The 25,590-nt window shown below is 59.2% G+C and carries 26 protein-coding genes and 1 pseudogene; 11 read left to right on the forward strand and 16 right to left on the reverse strand.

The features are described from left to right. Positions 1-104 precede the first annotated feature (104 nt). The 5 genes and pseudogenes from HU766_RS23220 (at position 105) to HU766_RS23240 (ending at position 5,043) form a co-directional block, all read left to right on the forward strand. Entirely contained in the window at positions 105-1,262 is a 1,158-nt protein-coding gene (locus tag HU766_RS23220) for a phage major capsid protein (RefSeq protein ID WP_238338667.1), read from the forward strand. A gap of 129 nt (positions 1,263-1,391) precedes the next feature. Beyond that, positions 1,392-1,589 carry a hypothetical protein gene (locus HU766_RS23225; RefSeq protein WP_033698165.1) on the forward strand — a complete coding sequence of 66 codons (198 nt, stop codon included), beginning with the start codon at positions 1,392-1,394 and terminating at the stop codon, positions 1,587-1,589. A gap of 257 nt (positions 1,590-1,846) precedes the next feature. Then, positions 1,847-2,206, forward strand: a complete 360-nt coding sequence (locus HU766_RS23230) for a hypothetical protein (RefSeq protein WP_186661015.1) — start codon at positions 1,847-1,849, stop codon at positions 2,204-2,206. Further along, positions 2,206-2,806: pseudogene (locus HU766_RS23235) on the forward strand (tail assembly protein). Before HU766_RS23230 ends, HU766_RS23235 begins: the two are co-directional and overlap by 1 nt. A gap of 398 nt (positions 2,807-3,204) precedes the next feature. After that, the gene (locus HU766_RS23240; protein ID WP_238338668.1) at positions 3,205-5,043 is read left to right on the forward strand and encodes an AAA family ATPase; all 1,839 of its coding nucleotides are present in this window, start codon (positions 3,205-3,207) and stop codon (positions 5,041-5,043) included. Between the two features lie 521 nt (positions 5,044-5,564). On the opposite strand, the gene HU766_RS23245 is transcribed toward HU766_RS23240, so the two are convergent. After that, a complete protein-coding gene (locus tag HU766_RS23245; protein WP_186661018.1) occupies positions 5,565-6,695 on the reverse strand; it encodes a hypothetical protein in 1,131 nt (376 codons plus the stop codon). A gap of 401 nt (positions 6,696-7,096) precedes the next feature. Here HU766_RS23245 and HU766_RS23250 point away from each other — a divergent pair, with 401 nt between their 5' ends. Then, on the forward strand, positions 7,097-7,513 hold the full coding sequence (locus HU766_RS23250) for a hypothetical protein (protein ID WP_186661020.1): 417 nt from the start codon (positions 7,097-7,099) through the stop codon (positions 7,511-7,513). Between the two features lie 93 nt (positions 7,514-7,606). On the opposite strand, the gene HU766_RS23255 is transcribed toward HU766_RS23250, so the two are convergent. After that, positions 7,607-8,029 carry a VOC family protein gene (locus HU766_RS23255; protein WP_186661022.1) on the reverse strand — a complete coding sequence of 141 codons (423 nt, stop codon included), beginning with the start codon at positions 8,027-8,029 and terminating at the stop codon, positions 7,607-7,609. A 493-nt stretch (positions 8,030-8,522) separates the two neighbouring features. Here HU766_RS23255 and HU766_RS23260 point away from each other — a divergent pair, with 493 nt between their 5' ends. The 3 genes from HU766_RS23260 (at position 8,523) to HU766_RS23270 (ending at position 10,726) form a co-directional block, all read left to right on the forward strand. Further along, positions 8,523-9,170: a trypsin-like peptidase domain-containing protein gene (locus HU766_RS23260; protein ID WP_186661077.1), complete on the forward strand. Its 648-nt coding sequence runs from the start codon at positions 8,523-8,525 to the stop codon at positions 9,168-9,170. A gap of 88 nt (positions 9,171-9,258) precedes the next feature. After that, positions 9,259-9,738: a GNAT family N-acetyltransferase gene (locus HU766_RS23265; RefSeq protein ID WP_186661024.1), complete on the forward strand. Its 480-nt coding sequence runs from the start codon at positions 9,259-9,261 to the stop codon at positions 9,736-9,738. A 97-nt stretch (positions 9,739-9,835) separates the two neighbouring features. Further along, positions 9,836-10,726, forward strand: a complete 891-nt coding sequence (locus HU766_RS23270) for a bestrophin family ion channel (RefSeq protein ID WP_047583873.1) — start codon at positions 9,836-9,838, stop codon at positions 10,724-10,726. Positions 10,727-10,755: 29 nt separating this feature from the next. On the opposite strand, the gene phnE is transcribed toward HU766_RS23270, so the two are convergent. The 4 genes from phnE to HU766_RS23290 are packed head-to-tail and all read right to left on the reverse strand — an operon-like array spanning position 10,756 to position 13,995. Further along, positions 10,756-11,523, reverse strand: a complete 768-nt coding sequence (gene phnE / locus HU766_RS23275; protein ID WP_186661026.1) for a phosphonate ABC transporter, permease protein PhnE — start codon at positions 11,521-11,523, stop codon at positions 10,756-10,758. After that, a complete protein-coding gene (locus tag HU766_RS23280) occupies positions 11,520-12,347 on the reverse strand; it encodes an ABC transporter permease subunit (protein WP_033701209.1) in 828 nt (275 codons plus the stop codon). The genes phnE and HU766_RS23280 overlap by 4 nt, the downstream gene beginning before the upstream one ends. Beyond that, on the reverse strand, positions 12,341-13,144 hold the full coding sequence (locus HU766_RS23285; protein ID WP_186661028.1) for an ATP-binding cassette domain-containing protein: 804 nt from the start codon (positions 13,142-13,144) through the stop codon (positions 12,341-12,343). Before HU766_RS23285 ends, HU766_RS23280 begins: the two co-directional genes overlap by 7 nt. Then, positions 13,141-13,995 carry a putative selenate ABC transporter substrate-binding protein gene (locus tag HU766_RS23290; protein WP_186661030.1) on the reverse strand — a complete coding sequence of 285 codons (855 nt, stop codon included), beginning with the start codon at positions 13,993-13,995 and terminating at the stop codon, positions 13,141-13,143. The genes HU766_RS23285 and HU766_RS23290 overlap by 4 nt, the downstream gene beginning before the upstream one ends. Before the next feature lie 126 nt (positions 13,996-14,121). Here HU766_RS23290 and selD point away from each other — a divergent pair, with 126 nt between their 5' ends. Further along, on the forward strand, positions 14,122-15,156 hold the full coding sequence (gene selD / locus HU766_RS23295; protein ID WP_186661032.1) for a selenide, water dikinase SelD: 1,035 nt from the start codon (positions 14,122-14,124) through the stop codon (positions 15,154-15,156). Further along, a complete protein-coding gene (mnmH, locus tag HU766_RS23300; RefSeq protein ID WP_186661034.1) occupies positions 15,156-16,253 on the forward strand; it encodes a tRNA 2-selenouridine(34) synthase MnmH in 1,098 nt (365 codons plus the stop codon). Before selD ends, mnmH begins: the two co-directional genes overlap by 1 nt. A 105-nt stretch (positions 16,254-16,358) precedes the next feature. Here mnmH and HU766_RS23305 read toward each other — a convergent pair whose 3' ends face one another. From HU766_RS23305 to cyoB, 10 genes are all read right to left on the reverse strand, one after another. Further along, positions 16,359-16,742 (reverse strand): lysozyme inhibitor LprI family protein, encoded by a 384-nt coding sequence (locus HU766_RS23305; protein WP_033701215.1) that lies wholly within the window; start codon positions 16,740-16,742, stop codon positions 16,359-16,361. Between the two features lie 20 nt (positions 16,743-16,762). Then, the gene (locus HU766_RS23310; RefSeq protein WP_186661036.1) at positions 16,763-17,302 is read right to left on the reverse strand and encodes a hypothetical protein; all 540 of its coding nucleotides are present in this window, start codon (positions 17,300-17,302) and stop codon (positions 16,763-16,765) included. Positions 17,303-17,438: 136 nt separating this feature from the next. Continuing rightward, positions 17,439-18,002 (reverse strand): GNAT family N-acetyltransferase, encoded by a 564-nt coding sequence (locus HU766_RS23315; protein WP_027595514.1) that lies wholly within the window; start codon positions 18,000-18,002, stop codon positions 17,439-17,441. A gap of 372 nt (positions 18,003-18,374) precedes the next feature. Next, entirely contained in the window at positions 18,375-18,758 is a 384-nt protein-coding gene (locus HU766_RS23320; RefSeq protein WP_033701218.1) for a YkgJ family cysteine cluster protein, read from the reverse strand. 170 nt (positions 18,759-18,928) lie between these two features. Beyond that, the gene (locus HU766_RS23325) at positions 18,929-20,056 is read right to left on the reverse strand and encodes a hypothetical protein (RefSeq protein WP_186661038.1); all 1,128 of its coding nucleotides are present in this window, start codon (positions 20,054-20,056) and stop codon (positions 18,929-18,931) included. A gap of 113 nt (positions 20,057-20,169) precedes the next feature. After that, positions 20,170-21,378 (reverse strand): alanine transaminase, encoded by a 1,209-nt coding sequence (alaC, locus tag HU766_RS23330; RefSeq protein WP_186661040.1) that lies wholly within the window; start codon positions 21,376-21,378, stop codon positions 20,170-20,172. A gap of 335 nt (positions 21,379-21,713) precedes the next feature. Next, on the reverse strand, positions 21,714-22,601 hold the full coding sequence (gene cyoE, locus HU766_RS23335; protein WP_186661042.1) for a heme o synthase: 888 nt from the start codon (positions 22,599-22,601) through the stop codon (positions 21,714-21,716). 11 nt (positions 22,602-22,612) lie between these two features. Then, positions 22,613-22,945 carry a cytochrome o ubiquinol oxidase subunit IV gene (cyoD, locus tag HU766_RS23340; protein ID WP_186661044.1) on the reverse strand — a complete coding sequence of 111 codons (333 nt, stop codon included), beginning with the start codon at positions 22,943-22,945 and terminating at the stop codon, positions 22,613-22,615. After that, a complete protein-coding gene (cyoC, locus tag HU766_RS23345) occupies positions 22,945-23,568 on the reverse strand; it encodes a cytochrome o ubiquinol oxidase subunit III (RefSeq protein WP_033701226.1) in 624 nt (207 codons plus the stop codon). The genes cyoD and cyoC overlap by 1 nt, the downstream gene beginning before the upstream one ends. Before the next feature lie 3 nt (positions 23,569-23,571). Beyond that, entirely contained in the window at positions 23,572-25,590 is a 2,019-nt protein-coding gene (gene cyoB, locus HU766_RS23350; protein WP_033701227.1) for a cytochrome o ubiquinol oxidase subunit I, read from the reverse strand.

Consider the following 25,590-nt stretch of genomic DNA (forward strand, 5'->3'; position numbering starts at 1 on the left):
GCTTTGCGACGGATACCGACTGAGGACGTCGAAGTTAACCGCTGACCGGGGTGTGCGTGCGCGCATAGGGTAGATGGCATTACTTAGACACCCCGGAGATACCCATGCCAGGCCCCTATCAGCAGGACATGACCGAGCTGAATTCAACCCTCAAAAACATCGGCACCCAGATCACCGACTTCAAATCGTCCTCAGCCGAGAAGCAAACCGAGTTCGGCGCCCGCCTCTTGGAAATCGAACAGAAGCTGGTGAATGTCAGCACCCGCCGAGGCGCCAACGACGACTCCACCGACTCCAATGCCGTGACTACCCAGGTCGTGGCCGCTGATGGCATCACCGGCTTCAGGGCCGGGATGAAATCCACTGGCCAGATCAGTTGCAAAGTCGGCGTTCGTGCGGCGATCACCAACCCCAACAAGGGCGTCACTGGTTCGACCAGCTACCCAACCGCCCCGCAGCGTGACGGCGCCGGCATCCGTGGCATTCCGCAGCCGCGGCTGAGCTTGCTGGATGTGCTGCCGATCGTGCCGGTCACCAGCGCTACCTACGAGTTCGTTCGCCTCGACGGCTACATCAACGGCGCGGCCTACCAGAAAGAAGAAGGTGAGGAGAAGGCCGAAGGGTCGATGCCCACCAAAATGGAGCGGGCGGAGATCGCCACCATCGCTACCTGGATTCCGGCGAGCCTCCAGGTGCTGCAGGACAATGACCAGCTTGAGGGGCAGATCAACACGCTGATGAGCGTGGGGGTTCGCCAGAAGCTGGAGGCCGAGCTCATCAACGGCGACGGTGGGCCAGGTGAAATCCTCGGGTTCAAGAAGCAGGCAACCGCTGCTGGCATCACCACCGGCAAGCCAGCTGACCGCATCGGCGCAGCCCTCACTGACCTCAAGGCCGAAGGTTGGAACCCGAACGTCATCGTGATGAACCCGCGTGACTGGTTCGCCATCGAGAGCGAGCGCGCCGAGGATGGCGACGGCCAGTATGTGATTGGCACCCCGCGCGATCCAGCGCCGCCCAGCCTGTGGGGCACCCCTGTAGTCGTCACCAACGGCATGCCGCAAGGCGAGGCATTGATCCTCGATACCAGCGTGGCCGCGTTGCTGGACCGCCAGGAAGTGACCGTGGAGGCTAGCCGCCACGACGGCGACAACTTCCGCCGCAACATGGTGACCATCCTGGCAGAGCTGCGCGCTGGCCTGGCTGTGTTCGCTCCCACAGCTACTCGACTCGTCACGCTGGCCGGCACGCCGACACCGTAACAACGAGCGTGGGTTAGCTGTGAGTGCCACGACCTCCTAACCGCAGCAGTCGGAGCCCTTCTTTCCTTTGTGGGGTGATCCGGCACTGGCCCGCACTCGCGGGCCTTTTCATTCACACCGGAGAAGACCATGAGCCATACCCATCTACCCAAGCCAGTTCAACGAGCCCTCAACCAGATCGCCCACAGCCGCGCCCTGTTGCGCCAGATGGAAGAGCGTGAGCGGTTGAGCAAAGAGATCGATCGCCTGTTGGCCAGCGGCCTGAGCGCAGCCGAAGCGCTGGAGCAGATCCGGTCGGCGCCGCCGTACATCGCGCCGACCTACTGAGGGGGGCGGGTCGAAAGTCTGGAAGGTTCGCTGACCTAGACCGCCTAGGACCCCACGTGCAGATTTTTTCCCCCTTTAACAAAAAATGTTAAAGCGACGTTAACACCCATGCCGAACGTGCATGGGGCTGTAAGCCACGGAAACAGCGGCATAGACGGCGTTAGGGCCCTCTGGCGGATGTTAACCGGGTTAACAGCTTTAACCTCGAAAAGTTAACGCTTTAACACCGACGAATTAACACTGGAGGCTAACCGCTGATGACCATTCAACCAGCTCCGTCCACCTTTCAAGAGCGTTTCGCCCGAGCCTGCGACGTGGCCACTTTCACCCTAGACAAAGGCGGCCCGTGCTATCTGCTGTGGGAAGTCGATCATGTCCAGGCCTGCCAAAGGGTGAAGCTCGATGGCGTATTTTTCACCGAAGAGGAGGCGCGCATATCCGCCGACTTGCTGCGTGGCACCCTGCGCGGAGCCCGCGCTTCCATGTGCAGCTATGCGCCCAACTGGAACCCTGATCCTGCCCGTGAGGCCGCCATCCGCCTGGAGGCGTTGCAGTGTCGCGAGATGCTTGCTCGGCGCCTGGGCGTTCACCTGGCTATGCCACAGGAGGCAGTGTGATGGCCGCAACCGCGATTGATTACGCGCCAAAGACCAAGATCCGCCTGGGCGGCTTCTTGGGCAAGAAGTACGGCAAACATCACCACTTCTTGCTGGAACGCGGTGACGCTAAAGAGGCCGCCAAAGCGTTGGATGCCAACTATCCAGGCTTCGGCCGTGACCTGGCGGATGCAGAGAGTCGTGGCCTGCGCTTCGCTATCTTCAAGAACGGCAAGAACATTGGTGGCGGTGACCTGGATCGAGGCGGGGCACGGGAGCTGTGGTTTGTCCCAGTCATTCACGGCAGCAAGCGCGGCGGGCTGCTGCAAACTGTTATCGGCGCGGCTCTGATCGTCGCCGCTTCATTCGCCTCGGGCGGCCTCGCTGCCGGTTTGATGGGCGCTGGTATTGCTAACGTGGCCGGTGGAGTGCTGCAGATGCTTAGCCCACAAGCCAGCGGGCTAAGCCATAGCGGCTCGCCCGAGAATCAGGCGAGCTACGCCTTTGGCAGTGCCAAAAACACTACAGCTAGCGGTCTACCGGTACCGATCTGCATCGGTGAGCGGCGTTGGGGGGGGGGCCATCATCTCTGCATCGATCGAGGCGCAGGACAAGGCTTGAAGTGAGCCTGGATCACTTTACATATCCCTGATCCCGGGTATGTAGGGGGTGTCCTCAGTTCTGAGGGCACCCAAAAGCGTTGCGCTCCTGCTGACGCTACTGAATGCCTACCCTTTGCACACGGCTTATGATCTATCAGCTGCAGAAGGACCCCACTGGCTGAGCCTGGCATCCATCCGGACCATCCAGGAGCTCTGCCCTTTGGCGATTGAAGCGCCTTTATGGGAGAGGGTTAGTGATTTTCAGTTCTAATTATCGTGGCTCACCTCTTTCCTCTGTGCTTTGGGTCTGGTGAGCGCGCGTGATGCGCTAGGGCCTCACTCAGCAAGCCTTTACCAAGCGGGCAGATTTTGCATACGACCTTTGGAGATTGAAAAAAATCGCCGGCTTAGGTAATGATGTCATTTGGATATCAATTTGATATCGATTCAGGGAATGATGAAAAAATGAGACTTCATAAATTAGAAATAGCTGGTTTCAAGCGAATCCACTCAGCAACAGTTGAGTTTGGCGAAGCGACGTTTTTGATTGGAGCGAATAACGCGGGGAAGAGCTCAGTACTGCAGGCAGTGGAGTGGCTGCTCTCGGCTAAGACTGTAATGGATCCGTCGTTCTATTGTTCAGAAGCTGATCCGGAAACAGGTGAAAATAAGATTTCGTGTAAGACCATCACACTCGAAGCTGAATTTCGTGATGTTCCAGAAAAATCATCTGACTGGAGAGGATTTAAGGGCAGAGTCTTTAGCTATGATCCAGGTGAGTCAGGAGAAACAGGGAAGAGTATATTTTACCGAAAGACATATGCCTTGGGGGAGAGCGTAGTTACCGAGTTAAAGTCTTTCGCTCGCACCCTCAACGAAAAATTTGCCGCAGTTACCAAGCCGGCAGAATTATTGGCTCTAGGTATTGATGAGCAAGTAGTTAAAGAGTTATTCAAGGATGCGGATAAGAAGATTGGTGCTGCCGATCGCTCCAAGCTAGAGTTGATTGATGAGATCTGGGATGTTTCAGAGGAAGAAGTTTGGGATAAAAACCCTGGCGGTATTGGCGGGGTAGTACTTTCAAAGCTGCCAAATTTCTTACTTATACCTGCCGAATCCTCATCTCACGAGTTCGATAAGGCTGGTGTATTACATAAGACTCTTAACGAGCTTTTTAAAGATGTCAGAGAAACTTCTGAACATTTTAAGTCCGCTCAAGATAGTTTAAATCTTCTTGCAAAAGAGCTTGATCCTTCCGACGATGCTTCGGAATTCGGAAAAATGATGCAAGAGCTGAACAAAGTCCTGAGTGGAGTATTTCCAGAGTCGAGGATTTTCGCTTCTGCAGATCTTTCCGGGCCAGAGTCTCTGAATCCGGTTTTCGCAATTGAGATGTCGAGTAACATCCGCACCACCATCGCTAACCAAGGTACGGGAATGGTGCGAGCTGCGGTATTCGGGCTTCTACGGTTCCGTCAACAATGGCTCAAAAAAAGGGGCGGAAATGATGATCGTGGACTTATAATAGGCTTTGAAGAGCCGGAAATATTCCTTCATCCAAGCGCAGCAAACCAAATGCGCGATCTGATTTACGAGCTTTCTGGCGGGACATCCCAAATTGTAGCAACTACACACTCTCCGTATTTAATTGATCTGGCGCGAAAGCCGAAGCAAGTTTTAAATCGATTCCATTATGAGCAAGGGCACTCTACGATACATGCCTTTTCAGTTTCTGAAAAATTTAAAGCGCTACAAGGAAATGATAAAGATCAAGTAAAGATGCTAATTAAGCTTGATGATCATGTGTCACGTATATTTTTTACTCGCAAGGTGGTTGTGGTAGAAGGGGACACTGAAGAAGTCCTAATTAAAGAAGCTATTCGTCGAATGTCCCCACTACAACGGGCAAAGCTTTTGTCTGGAAGCGAAATAATCAAAGCCAGAGGTAAGGCCGCCATCATAGGATTAGTAAAATACCTTAAAGCGTTGAATGTTAATTTTTATGTCATTCATGACAGAGATCAAGGTACCGCTGGCGCCGAAGTTTTCAATCAGCCGATTGCCGATGCTGTGGGGGACAATGCCAAAGTCACTATGCTGCACGAATGTGTTGAAGACTTAATAGGGTATGCTGCCCCCGCTACAGAGAAACCATTTAAGGCGTACAAGGAAACCTTAAATTGGGCGGACAATTGGGAAGGAGTGCCGCAAGCTTTGAGAGATGTAATGGCTAAAGCTTTTAGCCCTTATATCTAGTTTGTATTTCTAGGCCGTTCGCTAGCCATTGCCAGATTCAAAGGGTGAGCTGCCAGTTTCAATGAAAACGTGGATCTCAAGGATGAGATCCCTAATCAAATCCACTGCTGACACATAGTAACCCGCCGCGGGTATAGCCTGAGAACGGGCCTAGGTGTTGAGAAGGGGCGTAGACAGCGGCCCCTCCTCCAACCCTGAGCGTGATCCCACATTGAATCTCAGCTGCTGCCAGGTAGCCCCTGGCATTGGGTTGGCGGTTGTTCCAGCTCCGTATGACTGCTGGCGAGCTGGACAAACGGGGACGGAACGGGGAAAAACGAGAAGCTGATACACGAATGGCTTAGTCTCTTTAGACGTAAGCCATTGATTTTGTTGGTGGGCCCACACGGACTCGAACCGTGGACCAAAGGATTATGAGGCCCTTCCCCTCCAAATTTCAGATCTCGAAACGCCTGTTTGAACAGGCGTCTATTCCAAGAAACAACGTCATTTGAGCCAGAAACAAATGGTAAATACTCAAGTCAAGCTTCAGCGATGAAAAAATCTTTGATCCCAGGAATTCCGTAATCACTAGCGTTTTTTACAGCATCTTCCAGAGTAAAAGTGCACCCCTCACAATGGACCCGATGAGTATAGCGACGATAGTTTACCAGCTCATCAGTTTGTTCATCGTAGTCATAATCGGTCTCCTCGTGAACAATCAGGGATTTAGCACCACATGTCGGACACTCAGTTACGTGATTGTAATCTTGAGCGGCCTCACTTTTGGCAATCCTTTCCGCTCGCGCCTTCCTTTCAGAACCAAACATGGTATCGAAAATAAACTTTTTAGCCTCCTTCGATCTTTTTTTCACTTTAGTCACTGGAGGCAATCTGTTTTCGTATGCGGATCGTCCAAGCTCCTTGAAGAAGGCGACCTTTCCCACATCGTAAGTTTCGTTTGCAAAGTGCTTGATTATTTCTGCAATAGGATCTAAGCCACAAGCTAACGACTTGTACTTCCAATTAATCTCCTCGCCTTTAAACAGGGGGTGATTTAGAGTATCTACTACGTATGGCAGCAGGTAGCGCCCAACGAATTCGTCCAAAGCCGTATATTTCAGCACATACAACCCGCGATGCCAGACTCTATTGCGCAAACTATTCAGCTGCACAAGTGCATCATAATGCGCTAGAATAAATCCTAGCTTTTTACTTCCTTTCAGCTGGCCAGTCTTAACCAGATCCCTAAGCCTAGTCAGAGACTCCCCAAACTCCGCACTAAAAAGTTTTTGTTCCTCGTCAACTGTAAGCTTCTTTTTGTGCACCAGCTTGTGCAGCAACTCAGGAGCTCTGATAACACTGTCCGCCAAAAGCTGATGATCGTTCCGCAAAAAACTCTTGCAGCTAAGTTCGGCAAAATGTTGAAAATGAACAATGCATTCCGTGTACGCCTCGCAATACGCGGAGCGATGATTTAATATTATTTCTTCCTCGCTGGAGGCATTCTTTGCGTCGAGAGACCTGATTCGGTAAGAGAAACTTTTATAGGTAGCAAAATAAGCCTTGAGTGCAAGCCTAAGTGATATCAGGGCCAAATTTATGTTGGAAGATCCATCTTCATCAAGTTTAAATCCTTGCTCGGTTACCCGTTTGATATCCTTTGCCGTCATTCACAGTTCCTTTATTTACATCGTCAGTAAGCATCAGCCATTAATCTCTAGATTATATGCCATCTCCAGACGGTTCGGCGTTGTCGTTGCGAGATCATCAAACAGAGACAATGTGAGTAGATTTGTGAGTAGAAATTCAGAGCGAAGACCTACCAACCCTATTTAACAAGGATCAGCAGACCATGTTCGAGTCTCCCTCGGGCACCAAAATCCAGAAAAAACCGACCTTATGGTCGGTTTTTTTGTGCCTGGCGTTTAGCAATCCTCAAGCACCGTCGCGCGGCCCCTTGGCACAACTGCCCTCTGCCCCGGCTCAGCACCCTTCCCTACGCTGGCCCTTGCCTTCATCCCTCGTGCAAGGAGCCGCAAAATGAAAATGAACCCTGCAGGCGCCGATCACAGTGCAGGCCGGTGAGCCCGAGATCAGTGGCGCCTTCGAACTGGCCTATCAATTCGAACCGCGCGTGCAGGGCGACGACAGACCGCTGAGCCTTTCCAGCCTGGAATACGACCCCTTCAACAAGCGCCTGCTGGCCACCACCAGCCATGAGCAGGGTGACCAGATTGGTGGCTATTTGTGGGCATTGCCATTGTCACTGCTTGAACCGGACGGACCGGGTACACCGCTACCGTTCCTCGGGCCCGACGGCTCGCCCTTGTGGTTCGATAACAAACCGGAAGGCGTTGTAGCGTTGAATGCCCGCCAGGTACTGGTGGTCCACGATGATGATCGGGTTCAGGTTGCCGAGTCTGCGCGCGGCAAGGCCAAGCAGGCCAACGAGTTCACCTATAGCGTGATCGAATTGGGCAGTCCGTAGAAATGGCCAGCACACACTGGGACATCGAATGGCGCCTTGGATGATAGCGATGATCCAATCAACCCGAATGGGTAGTCGCTTTGACCGGTGCGGCTAGCAGGGTTTGCTGCCGATAGCTTCTGCAAAACGGAGCAAGTAACCATCCGGGTCGAGCAGCAGAAAATTGCGCTGACCAAACAGTAATTCACCGCTGCGGTACCAATGCTCTTCAACCGGGTTTCTGAGGGGATACCCGGCCGCCTCCAGTGTCGACACCAGCGCTGAAGCGTTCGGGCATTCGATGGACAGGTTGATACCACGCCCATAAGGCGGCTCAAGAGGCCCGACCCGCCAAGGCGATTCACTGTGCCAGTCCTGTTCCAACATAAGTTGGCTGCCGCCGAAAGAAAGAAAAGCGAAATGATCTTCTGGCCGCTCGTACTCGACCTTGAAGCCGAGTATGTCGCAGTAGAAGGCAAGGCTTCGTGTGAGGTCGGAAACAATGAGTTCGGGGACCAGGGGATTGAGCTTCAGCATGTTTGATTCCTTTCAGTTTTGATCTATGAATACGTGCGACCAATGCCCTGCGTACGCCTCGTCAACGTGGGCGTCCGGCCTTGATCCACGCTTGCACCTGGCTCATGCCCAGCCGATACCTGGCACAGTTATTCAGTGTCAGGGTATCCAGTTCAGCCTGCAACAAGGGCTCAAACTGCAGCTTCTCACTGTCCGACAAGCTCAATACAGCTCAATGGAGCTCAATGGAGCTCATCACCCTCATCGCGAGTGATGAGTAACACGAAAAACGCGCCCTTGATCCCTCATCAAATTGACGCCGCGTGCCTGGCGAGCGGGGCAGCAGCCATGCCTCGAATCTATTGGCTAGCCTCCTCCCCCCTACTTAAGATGTTACTCGTCGGATATATGCACAAAGTATTGCCAGAGTGATAGCACTTAGCCATATTTGCGCTCCCATTTTTCCATGACTGTGTGACACATGAAAACAACCGTGCCCTGTCTGGCGGCAATGATGCTGCTCAGTGGGTGCAATGGAGTGCCAACGTCCTACGTCTCCGATCCCGTCTACAGCCAGGCTTTCGTGGTCACCTCCGGTGCGCCGTTGCCGATGTTGCTGATGGCCAGTGCCATCCAGTGGAACGAAGACTACGCAGTGACCGCAAAACACACCCCCTTCCTGCGCAACGTGGTCCACGAGGGCCTCGGTGATGTCGTGTTCTTCAAGCACAAGGCGCGTGAGGTACCGCATTGGCGGCAATACGTGCCAGGTGAGTCGGTCACGGCCGTCGGCTTCAACAGCCTGATGATGCCCGTACAGGGCAAGGGCCATGCCCTGCCAACACTGGTACGCCTCGAAGGCACCCCGGGCAGTGTCTTCTACTCGTTGCACGACGGCCCCATGGTCAAGGGCATGTCGGGCGGGCCGGTGTTCGCCGATGACGGCCAGGTGGTGGGTATCAATGTCGCGTTCATCCCCAAGAACGAGATCGACGTGCGCGCTCGCCCGGACCTCGCCGATAAAGAGCGCGTCAGCGTGTTCATGTCGTACAGCGAGATCGACAAGGAATGGCGGCGCTTCCAGTACCTGCTGGCACGCAAGGCCAAACCGCATGCGCCTGCCGCGATCAAGGGGTTTGTGGCGGTGGCCGCCAAACCTTGAGCGGCGGCCAGGCGCTCCCGACAGGCCCGCGCCCCATGCGCAGTGCTACGCTGTGAGCGCCAGCCACACGCCTGTAAAAGGACCTGCCATGCACCTCAGCCACCGCCCTGTACAGCCCAATGACATCCCCGCCATCTGCTGCTTCCCTCAAGGCCCGGACGAACTGTTCTACATGTTCCCCAAGGCCACCTACCCGCTCACGCCCGCGCAACTGACCGACGCCATCGCCCAGCGCAACGGGTCCACGGTGGTGGAAGGCGGCGGCATGGTGCTGGCCTTCGCCAACTTCTACAAAGCCGAGCACGGCGGGGTATGCGCCCTGGGCAACGTGGTCGTGGCCCCAGCGGCCCGCGGCCATGGTGTGGCCAGCTACCTGGTCAACGCCATGGTCGAGCTGGCCCGCAAGCAGTTTGCGGCACGGGAGGTTTGGGTGTCGTGCTTCAATCACAACACGGCGGGGTTGCTGCTTTATCCACAGATGGGCTTTGTGCCGTTCGGCATCGAGGCGCGCCAGGCGCCAAATGGGGAGCGGGTGGCGTTGGTGCAGATGAGGCAAATACTTGGGTAGCTCGACACTTCTGTTAACACCCTAAGAGAGACTACACCGAACCATAACCCTCACTCGGCGTCCGATCCTGCATCCCCCGCGTTCCGAGGTACCCCGTGTGAAAGAGATCATCGCCCGCAAGTACCGCCTGGTCGTTAAGACCATCGGTTACATCGGCTGGTCGCTGTTCTGGCTGCTGATCTGGGATGTGCTGGTCACCATCGACTTCATGCTGTTCTTCAACAGCAAGTTCACCCTGCCGCTGATTCCATTGACCTTGCTGGGTTCGGCGCTGGTGGTGCTGGTGAGCTTTCGCAACAGCAGTGCCTACAACCGCTGGTGGGAGGCGCGCACGTTGTGGGGTGCCCTGGTCAACAGTTCGCGCAGCTTTGCCCGGCAGACGCTGACCCTGATCGACGACCCGGACGATAGCCTGAACCCGGCCAAGGCCACCTTGCTGCGCCGCCATATCGCCTATGTGAACTGCCTGGCGGCGCACCTGAAGGGTGACCGTTGCCCGGATGAACTGATGGCGTTCATCCCCCCAGCGGAGTTCGAGCGGCGCAACCGCTCGAACAACTTCGCCAATGACATCCTCAGCGGCTCGGCGGCCCTGCTGGCGCGGGAGTACCAGGCCGGGCGCCTGGACAGCATCCGCCTGGCGAGGCTGGAGTCGACGCTGGTGGACCTGTCCAATGCTCAGGGCGGAATGGAGCGGATTGCCAACACACCGCTGCCCTACCCTTATGTGTATTTTCCGCGGCTGTTCATCACGCTGTTCTGCCTGATCGTGCCGGTGGGGCTGGTCGAGTCGCTGGGCTGGTTTACCCCGCTGGCCTCGACGGTGGTGGGGTTCATGCTGCTGGCCATCGAGCGCATCGGCACCGACCTGCAGAGCCCGTTCCGGTTCAGCGAGCACCAGATCCAGATGGATACCATCTGCGAGACGATCGAGCGCAACCTGGAGTCGATGCAACGGGAGGCGCAGCATGGGGAACAGGTGACCTGACGGCTGTCGGGGCCTCTTTGCAGCCCCGATCAGGCGCGCACATAGCGCTGGCGCAGCACATCACTCAACGCATCCACCAGCAACACCAGCACCAGCATCGCCAGGATCACCGTGCTGGCCTGCGCCTCCTGGAACAGGCTCAAGGTGGTATAGAGCATCTGCCCCAAGCCACCCGCCCCAACAAACCCCAGCACGCTGGCCATGCGGATGTTGTTCTCCCAGCGGTACAGGCTGTAGGCCAACAACTGCGGCCACAGGTTGGGCAAAGTGCCAAAGCAGAACGCCGCAACCTGGCTGCCACCCTGCAAACGAATGGCGGCCGCAGGCTCGGCCGGCGCGTTCTCCAGGGCCTCGGCAAACAACCGGCCCAGCACCCCGGCGGTGTGCAACGCCAGGGCCAGGGTGCCGGCATTCGGGCCAAGCCCTGCTGCCAGCACGGTGAGCGCCGCCCAGACCAGCTCGGGGATGGCCCGCAAGGCATTGAGCAGCACCCGCGCCGCAGCCTGCAGCGGCCAGCCGAACCGGCCCGCCGCCGGCAACGCCAGCAGCACACCCAGCATGACTGCCAGCAAGGTACCCAGGCCAGACATGGCCAAGGTCTCCAAGGCGCCACGCCCCACCGCGCGCAAATGCTCGGCGGACAGGTCTGGCTGCAGGAAGCGCCGCGCATATTCGGCCATCTGCCCCAACCCGCCGTCACCTACCAGCGCCTGCAGGTCCAGCTCCAGGTAAGCGAACGAGGCCACCACCGCTGCCACAAGCGCGCCGAGCACCAGCAGGTTGATCACCCGGTTCATGCCAGCCTCGCCCGCAGGAAGCGGCTGAGCATGTCAGCAAAAGACACCAGCAACAGGAATGTCAGCAGCATGCTCGCCACTTGCGCACCGGCAAACATGCGCATCGACAGGTCGATCTGCTGCCCAAGGCCGCCGGCACCGACAAAGCCCATCACCACCGAAGCCCGCACCGCGCACTCCCAGCGGTAGACGGTGTAGGACACCACCTCCGACACGGCATTGGGCAAGATGCCGTAGAAGAAAGCCATCAGCCGGCCACTGCCCGCCTGCAACAGCGCATGGGCCGGGCGCTGGTCGACTGACTCGAAGATTTCCGCATAGACCTTGCCGAGCATGCCGCTGTAGGTAATGGCGATGGCCAGCACACCGGCCGTTGGCCCAAGCCCTACGGCACGCACGAACAGCAAGGCCCAGACGATTTCCGGCACGCTACGCAGAAAGATCAGTAGCCCGCGCACCGGCATGCGCAGCACCCGCGACAACAGCCCGGCCCGGCCGCCGCGCGAGGCCGCCCGCAACGACAAGGCGCGGCTGGCCAGCAGGCTGGCCGGCACCGCCAGCAGCAGCGCCAGGGCCATGCCGGCCGTGGCCACGGCAAGGGTCTGCAGCGTGGCCTCGAACAGCAGCAGCAAAAACTCGGCATCATGCGCCGGTGGCCAGAACGCCTGGGTGAAACTGGCGATCTGCTGACGATTCTCGGCCTGCCACAGCACACCCGGGTTCAGCTCGCTCAACTGCACCCCCGGCCATAACACCGCCAAGGCCAGCAGGGTCAGCAGCAACCGTGGCAGCGCCGCTGGGTCGCGGGTATCGGCCTTCAGCATCGTGGGATCTGTACCGTCAGCGCAAGCGTAGGCCCCGGCGTGGGCGGCGGCGCCAATTGTTCGTTGGCGTAGAGTGCCGCCAGCATCTGCGGGCTGACGGCTGCGGCCGGGCTGTCGAACACCACCTGCCCCTCACGGATACCGATCACCCGCGGGAAGTGCGCCAATGCCAGCTCGACCGCATGCAGGCTGGCCACCAGCGTGACGCCGTTGGCCTGGGCGTGACGGTTGAGCAATGCCAGGCTGTGGTCGGCCAGCACCGGGTCCATCGCCGACACCGGCTCGTCGGTCAGCAGCAGTGCCGGCCGCTGATACAACACCCGGGCGATGCCCACCCGTTGCAACTGGCCGCCAGACAGCTGCCCGCACTGCACGAAAAGCTTGTCGGCCAGCCCCAACTCTGCCAACGCCTGGCGCACGCCTGCTACATCGGTCGGGTACAACAGGTTGAGCAAGCCACGCAAGGTGCCCCACTGCCCCAGCCGCCCCGCCAGCACCGCCGTGACCACCCGTTGGCGCGGCGGCAAGGGCGGCGCCTGGTGCACCAAGCCAACCCGCGCCCGCAACCGCTGACGCGCCCTGCCAGACAGCGCCCAGGGCAGTTCACCGAACAGCTCCAGCCCCCCGTCACTGGGCTGGATAGCGGTGGCCATCAGGTGCAGCAAGCTGGACTTGCCCGCCCCTGACGGGCCGATGATCGCGACCCGCTCGCCCTGCTCGATACTCAGGCTCACCGCTTCAAGCGCACGCACCTGGCCGTGGCGCAGGCTGGCACCGTGCAAACGAATAGCCGTCACTTGAGCAGGCCGGCCTCGCGCGCGGCTTGTTCGGTGCCCAGGTAGTTCTCAGGTTTGGTCTCGATGAAACGGCTGGCCGCCTGCAGGTCGAGAATCGCCTTGTGCTCGGGGTTGGCCGGGTCGAGGTCGAGGAATGCCTTTTTGATCTTCGCCTTGAGTGCCGGGTCCATGTTGCCGCGTACGGTCCAGTTGTAGTCGAAATAGGTGGGCGTGGTGGCGAACACCTTGACCTTGCTGGTATCGACCTTGCCGGCATCCACCAGCTTCTGCCAGACACTGGCATTGAGCACCCCAGCATCGACCTTGCCCGCCTGCACCCAGGCCGCAGTGGCGTCGTGGGCACCGGAGTAAGCCACACGGCTGAAGTAGTCCTCAGGCTTTATCTTGTCCTCTTTGAGCATGAAGTAACGCGGCATCAGGCTGCCCGAGGTGGACGATATCGACCCGAACGCGAACGACTTGCCCTTGAGGTCGGCCAGGCTCTTCACATTGGGGTTGGCGGTGATGAACTTGGACGTGAACTGCGCGTCCTGCTCACGCTGTACCAACGGCGTGGCATTGGGGTCTTTGAGATGTACCTGGACAAAGGTGAAGCCGCCCAGCCAAGCCAGGTCGAGGCGGTCCGAGGCCAGCGACTCGACCACCGCCGGGTAGTCGGAGACCGGCACGAATTTCACCTCCATGCCCAGCGTGCGGGACAGGTACTCCCCCAGCGGCTTGAACTTGCGTTGCAGTTCGGTGGGGGCTTCGTCGGGGATGGCACTGACCCGCAGCGTTTCTGCAGCCTGAGCGATCACGGCACAGCAGGACAGCACGAGGCTGGCGACGAGCGCCACAGGGCGTTTGAACATTGACATCTCCAGGGCATTAGTGGGCTTAGGGGCGGCTGCCGCGCCGTCCGTGCAAATTATAAGGCGCCACGGCGCAATGACCAGCTTTGCTACAATCGCGCAACGATTTGATCTGCTGAGGAACGTATGAGCGAGCCAATCCGCCTGACCCAGTACAGCCACGGCGCCGGTTGTGGCTGCAAGATTTCCCCCAAGGTGCTGGACGTGATCCTGGCCGAAAGCGGCGCCCAGGCCCTGGACCCCAAGCTCTGGGTCGGCAATGCTTCACGCGATGATGCCGCCGTGTATGCCCTGGACGAGGAACGCGGCGTGGTCTCGACCACCGACTTCTTCATGCCGATCGTCGATGACCCCTACGACTTCGGCCGTATCGCCGCCACCAACGCCATCAGCGACATCTACGCCATGGGCGGCGACCCGTTGATGGCCATCGCCATCCTTGGTTGGCCGGTCAACGTGCTGCCGCCGGAAGTCGCCCGCGAAGTGATTCGCGGCGGGCGTGCGGTGTGTGCCGAAGCCGGTATTCCGCTGGCCGGCGGCCACTCCATCGACGCCCCAGAGCCGATCTTCGGCCTGGCCGTCACCGGCGTGGTCAGCAAGCGCCACCTCAAGCGCAACGACACCGCCACTGCAGGCTGCCAGCTGTACCTGACCAAGCCGCTGGGCATCGGCATCCTCACCACCGCCGAGAAAAAGGCCAAGTTGCGTGAACAGGACCAGGGCCTGGCACGCGACTGGATGTGTACCCTCAACACCCCCGGCAGCCGCTTCGGCAAGCTCGACGGTGTCATGGCGATGACCGACGTCACCGGCTTCGGCCTGCTGGGCCACCTGGTCGAACTGGCTGAAGGCAGCCACCTCACCGCCCGGCTGAACTACGCCGCAGTCCCCCGCCTGCCGAGTGTCGAGCATTACCTGGCCGAGGGCTGCATCCCAGGCGGCACGCTGCGCAACTACGACAGCTATGGCCACAAGATCGGCGCCTTGAGCGATGAGCAAAAGCACCTGCTGTGCGACCCGCAGACCAGCGGTGGCCTGCTGGTGGCGGTCAGCCCTGAGGGTGAAGCGCAGTTTCTCGCTGTGGCCGCCGAACTGGGCCTGGCGCTGGCACCCATCGGCACCCTGGTCGAACGACAGGGCCATGCAGTCGAGGTGCTTTGATGCGCCCCGACTGCACCGACTACCGCCAGCTGTTCTTGAACGACGTGCCGATGATGGACATGCGCGCGCCCGTCGAATTTGCCAAAGGCGCCTTTCCGGGTGTCGTCAACCTGCCCCTGATGAACGATCTGGAGCGGCAGAAGGTCGGCACCTGTTTCAAGCAGCAGGGCCAGGCCGCCGCCATCACCCTCGGCCACCAACTGGTCAGAGGCACGACCAAGCGTGAGCGCCTGCACGCCTGGGCCAGCTTTGCCCGGGCCCACCCTGACGGCTATCTGTATTGCGCGCGCGGTGGCCTGCGCTCGCAGATTGTCCAGCAGTGGCTGCGTGATGAAGCGGGTATCGACTACCCCCGCGTCAAGGGCGGCTACAAGGCCATGCGCACCTTCCTCCTCGATACCACCCAGGACGCCGTGGAGCACTGCGATTTCGTCCTGCTGGGTGGCCTTACCGGCACCGGCAAGACCGATGTGTTGCAGCAACTGAGCAACGTCCTCGACCTTGAAGGCCACGCCAACCACCGCGGTTCCAGCTTCGGCAAACGCGCCACGGCGCAACCTGCGCAGATCGACTTCGAAAACAAGCTGGCCGTCGATGTGCTGAAAAAGCGCGCACGCGGCATCGAGCAGTTCGTGCTCGAAGATGAAGGCCGTATCGTCGGCAGTTGCACGGTGCCGCTGGCGTTGTACCAAGGCATGCAGCAGTACCCGTTGGTGTGGCTGGAGGACAGCTTCGAGAACCGTGTCGAACGTATCCTGCGCGACTACGTGGTCAACCTGAGCGCCGAATTCGTCGCGCTGCACGGCGAAGAGCTGGGGCGGCGGCTGTTCGCCGAGCGCATGCTGCAGAGCCTGGCCAATATCCACAAGCGCCTGGGCGGTGAGCGATTCCAGCGGTTGTCGGCGGTCATGCGTGAAGCGCTGGACGAGCAACTGCGCTGTGGCTCGGTGGATTTGCACAGGGGTTGGATCGAAGGGTTGCTGACGGAGTATTACGACCCGATGTATGCCTATCAGCGCGATGCCAAGGCCGAGCGTATCGAGTTTGCCGGGGACGCTGTAGAGGTGCGCGAATACCTCAAGGCCCGCTCGTCGTAGGAGCGGCCTTGCGTCGCGAAAGGGTCGCGTAGCGGCCCCAAAATATTCGCGGCGAAGCTGAAATCTGGGGCCGCTACGCGACCCTTTCGCGACGCAAGGCCGCTCCTACACGGGCCCCAACACCCGCTCCAGCTCCGCCGCCCGGTCACGGGTCATGTCCATCACGCACGTGCCGCCTTCCAGCTGTGCCATGGTTCCGCCACTGGCCTGCACATGGAACATGCAGTTGCCATCACGGTAGGCCATCCACTTGCGCTGTACATCCCGAAGGGTCTTCTGCTGCCCGGCATCCAGCTTGCCCATCAGTTGCTTGTATACCCGGTTCAGGCGCTGGTCCTGCACGTGGGTCTCGGCGTTGATGCACTCGCTCATGGCCAGGGTGCTTGAAGCCTTGTCCATGCACTGCCCATAGGCCGGCGTATAGTCGTCCGCCACCGCCAGCGGCAGCACGCAGGCCAGTGCCAGGCCTGCCAGGTAATGCTTGATCATGCAAACCCTCCTTGTGAGTATCAAAATGACTGCGGTTGCTCCGGCGGCATCAGCACCTTGCCCGGCTCGAAACGCAACGACGGCATCTGCGTGGCGGCATACAACGCCACCCCCAGCGCAGCAATCAAGGCCACATCAAGCCAGCGCCAGCCAGGCATGTCGGCTGCGCTGCGGGCCTTCCAGCAATGCCAGGCCTGGCCCGCGCAGAACACTACGATCGCCGCAAGCCACAGATAAAAGCCCGCACCAAAGCCGGTGCGTGCATTGAAGTCGTAGCTCTGGCTGTCTGGCAGGCGGTCGATGCCAAAGCTGCTGGCGGCCAGATACAGCGCGGCCAGCCCGCACGCCAACGCCATCCGACGGAACCGCTGGTGGGCAAGAATTGCCACCGCCAACAACGGGTTGGCAAACCACTGGTACAACCCGAACGGCATGCCCCAGGGCCCATACAGCAACATCTGCAAGGCCGGCATGTGGCGGCCGCCACTCATCAGCGCGCCATCGAAAAAAAGCGCGAGCAAGTACAAAAGCAGGCTGATGCTCAGGTAGAAAACGGGCAAGGGGCACACCTGGGGGAAAACGGGACAGGCTGCGACCATAACCCAGGCCCTGCCCCGCTTCCAGATCTAAGTAGGTGCCGCGAAAGGCCAACTACGGTGGTGTGATACTCGGCGGGCGTTGATGCTCGCTACAACATCAAGCAACAGGTGGCTCCAGCAGCAAGCCGTAGATACCCGAGTCGGACAGCTCGCCGGCCACGCACCAACGCGCCCGCAAGGTGCCTTCGAGCACGAAGCCTTGACGCTCCAGCGTGCGTGCCGAACCCTGGTTGCGCGGGTCGATTTCGCCCTCAAGGCGGCGCATGTGCAGGGTATGGGCAAGGTAGTCGATGAAGCAGGTCAATGCCTCGTCCATGTAGCCCCTGCCCTGTACGGCGCTGGCCAGGCAGTAGCCGATTTCGCCACGGCGGGAAACGTCGTCGATATTGAACAGTTGGACCATGCCGATCAGTTCGCCGTTGTCACGGCGGTACATGCCTAGCTTGAGCTGGTCGCCATTGGCATAGGCTTCGCGGTCAGCGGCCAGTGCGCTTTCAGCCTCGGCAAGGTCTTGCCAGGGTGCATGATGCCAATAACGCATGACCTCGGGGTCGGCCATGATCGCCAGCCATTGCGCGGCATCGCCATGGCGCATCGGGCGCAATTGCAGGCGGGGGCTGTCGAGGCAGAGGTCACTGGGGAAACTGCGGGGTGGGGTCACGCCGGATCTCCTGTCCATTGCTGGGGAGATGACAGTTTAACGTCAAGCGGGGCGGCTGGGGGATGCCTTGGGTTTTTATAGTGTTTTGGGGATCATTTTGGGGTCTTGCGGTGGGGCGCAAAGTGTGATCGTGATCGTGATAACCAGCCTGCCGGATGGGTGCAACCCTTGCTCCGGCTTTGCGCAAAGCATGGCTGGATGGGCTGCTACGCAGCCCACTTGAGGGCCCCAAGCTGCACCCAATGCGCCGCGCGGGCGGCGCTCGATCTCAAGAGCGCTGCAGCCCTTGCGTCATGCACCTTTCAGCCATTACTCGCGCCCCGACAGGCCATTCAGGATGACCCTCTCGCGGGTACAGGCCACTCAGTAACCTCAAGCTACCTCAGCCCCGTCATCCGGCCAATGTGGCTCGTTAGCCCCTGGCGGGGTCAGCGGCGGTAGCCCATAGGCCGCGCGAGCATCGTCGCAGCTGGGGTTATGCACCCCACCCTCCCACGACGCTTCAAACTCTCGGCAAGGGCTCGAGCGGTTGGCGTAAATGGTACACGCCACCTCTTTGCCAATCTCGCCCGCAAGGCTCACGCAGCGGCAAGGCTTGGCATCGGTGCCGATCATGGCGACCCGGGTGGGGTTGATCTGCACCACCAGGTCGTCAGGCACAACGCCCCCGGCAGACTGGCATTCGCCCCAGAAGAAGGACACACGGAAGTACCCGCAGCAGGCGCCGCAGTCAAGGCAAGGGTTATATTCGGACATGAGGCCACGGAGGGAAGGTTGTTGTTATCGGGGCAGGGCCCGCTGCGCCATTTTCAATCCAACCGGGGCCGGCTGGATAGAGGGGCAATGCAAAAAAAATCGCCGCTGATCCGGGAAGCCCGAAGCCCGAAAAACAGGCGGCCAGCTCACTGGATGGCCGCCCGCCTGACCTATCGCAGGGCCTTGTAAGTGCTGGCATCCCAGTGTTGCAAGCCAAGGCCTTCGCCTGGGTCATAGCTTTCGCCGCTCACTTGGCTGAAGTGCGCCTGGGCTTCGCCGCAGTGCACCAGCCGGTCGTCCTTGCTGCCTTCGGTGAAGACGGTATACGATTGGCTACGCATGGCCTGGTATTGCTCATCGGCAGTGGCCATGGCCAGGTGATGCCGCATCAACTGGTCGTCATCCAGCGCCAGTCGCCTGTCCAAATCGACACCCCAACGGGTCAGGCACACTTCGGCGAAATGCCGCACGATCAAACCGGGCTCAGTCAGCACTTTGCCGTCGCCCGCGCCATCGACCGACGCATTGCCGACCAAGGTGGCATGCCGGCCCGGCATCGGATAAATGCAAATGTGCGTGCCGCTCTCTACAGAGGGGATCACGCAGGCAAAACCTTTGGAGCGCTCATCCCGCGAATAGAAACCGACGTACTCTCTGACATTGCCCGCCAGTTTTACCCGTTGCGTCTGGATGTTGCCAATGCCTGGCACCGGGTCGATGGCAAAAATGTTGACCGGGATATCTCGCAGCACCGGGTCTTGCGCCATCGCATTGGCCAGCATATGGCAACTGATACCACCCCGGCTCCAGCCCACCAGGTTGACCTGGGTGGGCAGGCGCGGCTTGCGGAACATGCTGATGATCTGCTCCTGCAGCTCCTGTGGGGTTGGGTGGCGGTCTCCATAGTCGTAGGTTCGCCAGAACCAGGATGCCGTTGCGGACGCATCCGGGATCGGTACGCCCGCGTCTTTGAGCCTTGTGTACGCATCCTCGCTAAGCTTGGTGCGCTGCCAGTTACTTTCGCCCTTGATGACTTGCAGCACATGGTTCACGTTTTCTTCCCAGCCGCGGCCGAACAACTGGCCACTCCAGTTGAAGTAGCCGCCTGGCTCGACGAACAGGTTGTCGTCCTGAAGGTTGCCGCTACCAGGCCCATCGACTGCAATCCAATGAGCGAACTCGAACCCTTTATCGTTGCTGGCCAACGTCGAGACCAGTTCACCGTTCCAGAAATTGGGGTTTGCATCATCGAAACGGTTGGAAGCGGTACCGCAGAAATAGGCTGTGAATACACTCATTTGAATACCTGAACAGGAAGAATGAGTGCTGAAGGTATTGGCGTGCATAACGGGCAGGCAGACGGAAGGCCAACCTCCTGCCCGATGGGGGCCGCGTTGCGGCCCCGCGCGGTTTACTTGTGGGTCATGCCGTCGGCCCTGAACATCTGGCGGATACCGCGGATCGCCTGGCGAATACGGTCCTGGTTCTCGATCAGAGCAAAGCGCACGTGGTCGTCGCCATAATCACCAAAGCCAATACCTGGCGACACGCAGACCTTGGCCTCGGCCAGCAGCTTCTTGGAAAACTCCAGCGAGCCCAGGTGCGCATACTCCGGCGGAATCTTAGCCCAGACGTACATCGACGCCTTGGGGTTCTCGACCATCCAACCCAGCTCGTGCAAGCCCTTCACCAGCAGGTTACGGCGTTGACGATACTGCTCGGCGATGTCCCGCACGCACTGTTGGTCACCTTCCAGCGCGGCGATGGCGGCCACCTGCAAGGGCGTGAAGGTGCCGTAGTCGTGGTAGCTCTTGATGCGTGCCAGGGCATTGACCAGCTCTGGGTTACCCACCATGAAGCCGATACGCCAGCCGGCCATGTTGTAGCTTTTGGACAAGGTGAAGAACTCCACCGCGATGTCTTTGGCCCCGGGCACCTGCATGATCGACGGCGCTTTCCAACCGTCGTAGACGATATCGGCGTAGGCCAGGTCATGCACCACCAGCACGTCATACTGCTTGGCCAGGGCCACCACCCGCTCGAAGAAGTCCAGCTCGACGCACTGCGCGGTGGGGTTGGACGGGAAGCCGAGGATCATCATCTTCGGCTTGGGGATGGACTCGCGAATGGCCCGTTCGAGCTCATTGAAAAAATCCACACCCGGCACCAGTGGCACCGAACGCACCTGGGCACCGGCTATCACTGCACCATAGATATGGATCGGGTAGCTGGGGTTGGGTACCAGCACCGTGTCGCCCTGGTCGAGGGTGGCGAGCATCAGGTGGGCCAGGCCTTCCTTGGAGCCGATGGTGACGATGGCTTCGCTTTCCGGGTCGATGTCGACCTCGTAGCGCTCCTTGTACCAATTGGAGATGGCCCGACGCAGGCGTGGGATGCCGCGGGAGGTGGAGTAGCCGTGGGTGTCTTCGCGCTGGGCGACCTGCACCAGCTTCTCGACGATGTGCGGCGGGGTGGCGCCATCGGGGTTGCCCATGCTCAGGTCGATGATGTCTTCGCCACGGCGGCGGGCGGCCATCTTGAGCTCGGCAGTGATGTTGAAGACGTAAGGGGGGAGACGATCGATGCGCGCGAAGCGGCGCGGCAAACCTGGGTTGGCCATGGTTTCCTCTGCAGACGTAAGCGCCCGGAACCGTCCGAGCGACGTTGGCCGATATAGCGGCCTGGATCAGAAGATAGTGCCGAAACAGGATACCTGTAAAGGACAATTTCCTGTTTTATTATATTTTTTCAGATGTATTTTTTGAAAATTAGAATTTTATGTTTTCAGGGCCGACCTCTTCGTGGGGCAAGCCCGCTCCCACAGGGTTACACAGGCATTGGGACTTGCCCTACACCTGTGGGAGCGGGCTTGCCCCGCGAAGAGGCCGGCACAGGAAATACAGGTAAAAAAAACCCCGGCACATGGCCGGGGCTTTCGTGTAACAGGCAGCGGTATCAGCGTGCGTAGGTCATCAGCACGTCCGCAGCAGTCTGGCTGTCCACCGACATCATCACGCTCAGGGCGGTAACGGTGAGGATGGAGAAGCCAAACACCTTGCGGGCCCACTTGCTGTCGTCCTCGGCCTTGTAGCCACCCCAGGCAATATACAGCCAGTACAGGCCCATGGCTGCCGCCACGGCCATGTAGCCGAGGCCGGCGTAACCGCCGAGGGTAAGCATCAGGGTCGCGAGCACGAAGGCCAGCACGTACAGCACGATCTGCTTCTTGGCAGCAAGAATGCCGCGCGCCACCGGCAGAACCGGGATGTTGGCAGCGCTGTAATCCTTGAAGCGGAAGATGGCGATCGCGAAGCTGTGCGGCATCTGCCACAGGCTGAACATCACCAGCAGGGTCACTGCAGCCAGGTCGAAGCTGTTGCTGACGGCGCAGTAGCCGATCACCGGAGGCATGGCACCGGACAGGCTGCCGACCAACGTGCCGTGCACCGATTTACGCTTCAGCCAGAGGCTGTAGAAACCGACGTAGACGATGAAACCGATCAGCGCACAGAACGCCGACAGTGGGTTGGCCTGGACATACAGCAGGCTGAAACCCGCCACCCCAAGCAGGGTGGCGTAGATCAGCGCGAGGGTCAGCGACATGCCGCCCTGGACCATGACGCGGTTCTTGGTACGTTCCATCTTGATGTCGATGTCGCGGTCGATGCAGTTGTTGAACACACAACCGGACGCCACCACCAGGGAAGTACCAACCACCACCGCCAGGAACAGGGCGAAGTCCACATGGCCCTTCGCGGCAAGGAAGAATCCGCCTGCCACGGAAAGCACGTTACCGAAAATGATCCCCGGTTTGGTGATTTGGATAAAGTGCTTAACGGACATGCAGTCTTACCTCACTTGGCCATCATTTCGATGTGGATGTTGAACATGATCCACAGCGACAGGCCGACCAGCAGTGCAATTACCATGGCGGTGAACAGGAACGTCGACACGTTGGAACGCTGCTCTTGCGAGCGGTCCATGTGCAGGAAGTACACAAGGTGCACTACCACCTGGATGACGGCCATGGCCACCACGACCAGGACGGTCAGGTTCTTCGGCAGGCTTGGGAACATCACCAGGCCGAACGGGATCGCGGTCAGGATGATCGACAGAACAAAGCCGATCATGTAGGACTTCACGCTACCGTGATTACCTTCGTGATGAGTGTCGTGTGCGTTAGCCATTACAGAACCCCCAGCAGGTAAACGACGGTGAATACGCAGATCCAGACCACGTCCAGGAAGTGCCAGAACAGGCTCAGGCAGCTCATGCGGGTCTTGGCGGTCGGCGTGATGCCGTGCTTGTTGATCTGGTACATCATGATTGCCATCCAGATCAGGCCGGCAGTCACGTGCAGACCGTGGGTACCGACCAGCGCGAAGAACGCCGACAGGAAGCCACTGCGCTGCGGGCCGAAGCCCTCGGCGATCAGGTGATGGAATTCATAGATTTCCATCGCGATGAAGCCTGCACCGAACAGGAAGGTCACAGCCAACCAGCCCAGTACACCTGCTTTATTGCCAGCGAACATCTTCAGCATGGCGAAGCCGAAGGTGATCGAGGACAGCAGCAGGAACGCGGTTTCTACCAGCACGAAATCGAGCTGGAAGATGTCATGACCCGACGGGCCGCCGGCAAAACTGCCGGACAGCACCGCGTAGGTGGCGAAGAGCGACGCAAACAGGATGCAGTCGGTCATCAGGTACAGCCAGAAACCGAGTACGGTCATCTGGCCCGAGTCGTGGTGGTGGTCGTCATGCCCATGGTCGTGACCATGAGCAGCGCCGTGCATTACTTGACTGGACATTGATTACACCCGCTCAAACGATTCGACACGTGCGCCGGCAGGCAGAGCACCTGCTTTGGCCAGCGCTTTCATGCGCTCGCCTTCGATGCGCGCCACTTCTTCGGCCGGAACCATGAAGCCCTGGTCGTCACGCGCGGCGTGGCGAACGAAGACAGCGATGGTTGCAACCAGGCTTGCGCCAACCAGCCACCAGATGTGCCAGATGAAGGCAAAGCCGAAGACGGTCAGGAACAGGCCCATGAACAAACCGGTAGAGGTGTTGCTCGGCATGTGGATGGCGTCGAACTTGGTCGCCGGCTTGTAGGCAACGCCGGTTTCCTTGGATTCATGCCATGCATCCAGACCAACCTGCTCAGGCATGTGGGCGAAGTTGTAGAACGGAGGTGGCGACGAAGTCGACCATTCCAGGGTACGACCGCCCCATGGGTCGCCGGTCACGTCCAGGTTCTGGTTGCGGTCGCGGACCGAAACGTAGAGCTGGATCAGCTGGCAAGCGATACCGAACAGGATCAGCACGGCGCCGACAACGGCTACGTACAGGTAGGGTTCCCACAGTGGGTTGTCGGAGTGGTTCAGACGACGGGTCATGCCCATGAAGCCCAGGGCGTACAGCGGCATGAACGCAACGTAGAAGCCCGAGATCCAGAACCAGAAGGCAGCTTTGCCCCACTTCTCGTTCAGGGTGAAACCGAAGGCTTTCGGGAACCAGTAGGCGAAGCCGGCGATGTAGCCGAATACCGCACCACCGATGATCACGTTGTGGAAGTGAGCAATTACGAACAGGCTGTTGTGCAGAACGAAGTCGGCACCTGGTACTGCCAGCAGAACGCCGGTCATGCCACCGATGGAGAAGGTGATCATGAAGCCCAGGGTCCACAGCATCGGCGCGGTGAAGCGCACACGGCCCTGGTACATGGTGAACAGCCAGTTGAACAACTTCACACCCGTCGGAATGGAGATCAGCATCGTCGCCAGGCCGAAGAAGGTGTTGACGCTGGCGCCGGCACCCATGGTGAAGAAGTGGTGCAGCCATACCGCGAAGCCCAGGATGGCGATTGCGCCCGATGCGTAGATCATCGAGTGGTGGCCAAACAGACGCTTGCCGGAGAAGGTCGAAGTCACTTCCGAGAACACGCCGAAGGCCGGCAGAATCAGGATGTAAACCTCAGGGTGACCCCACGCCCAGAACAGGTTGACGTACATCATCGGGTTCCCACCAAGCTCGTTGGTGAAAATATGGAAGTCCAGATAACGGTCAACAGTCAGCAGAGCGAGTGCAGCGGTCAGAATCGGGAAGGAAGCAACGATCAGCACGTTGGCCCAGGTGCAGGTCCAGGTGAAGATCGGCATGTCCATCAGTTTCATGCCAGGTGCGCGCATCTTCATCACGGTGACGAGGAAGTTCACACCGGTAAGCGTCGTACCCAATCCGGAGAGCTGTAGCGCCCAGATGTAGTAGTCGACACCCACTCCAGGGCTGTACTGAATGCCCGCGAGCGGCGGATAGGCAACCCAACCGGTCTTGGCGAATTCGCCGACGCCCAGGGAGATGTTGACCAGCAGCACGCCTGCCAGCAGCAGGTAGAAGCTCAGGGAGTTCAGGAACGGGAAGGCAACGTCACGTGCACCGATCTGCAGAGGAACCGCAAGGTTCATCAGGCCGGTGAAGAACGGCATCGCCATGAAGATGATCATGATCACACCGTGAGCGGTGAAGATCTGGTCATAGTGTTCAGGCGGCAGGTAGCCTTCGGAGCCGCCGGTAGCAGCAGCGAGCTGTGTACGCATCATGATGGCGTCGGCAAAGCCGCGCAGCAGCATGATCATCGCGACGATGATGTACATCACCCCGATTTTCTTGTGGTCGACCGTGGTCAGCCACTCGGTCCACAAGTAGGTCCACTTGCGGAAATAGGTGATAAGGCCGACGACAGCGATACCGCCGAGCGCGATCATGGCAAGCGTCACCATGACTATCGGCTCGTGATAGGGTATCGCCTCCAGGCTTAATTTACCGAACAT

Source organism: Pseudomonas sp. SWRI77 (assembly GCF_014269105.1).
GTDB lineage: Bacteria > Pseudomonadota > Gammaproteobacteria > Pseudomonadales > Pseudomonadaceae > Aquipseudomonas > Aquipseudomonas capeferrum.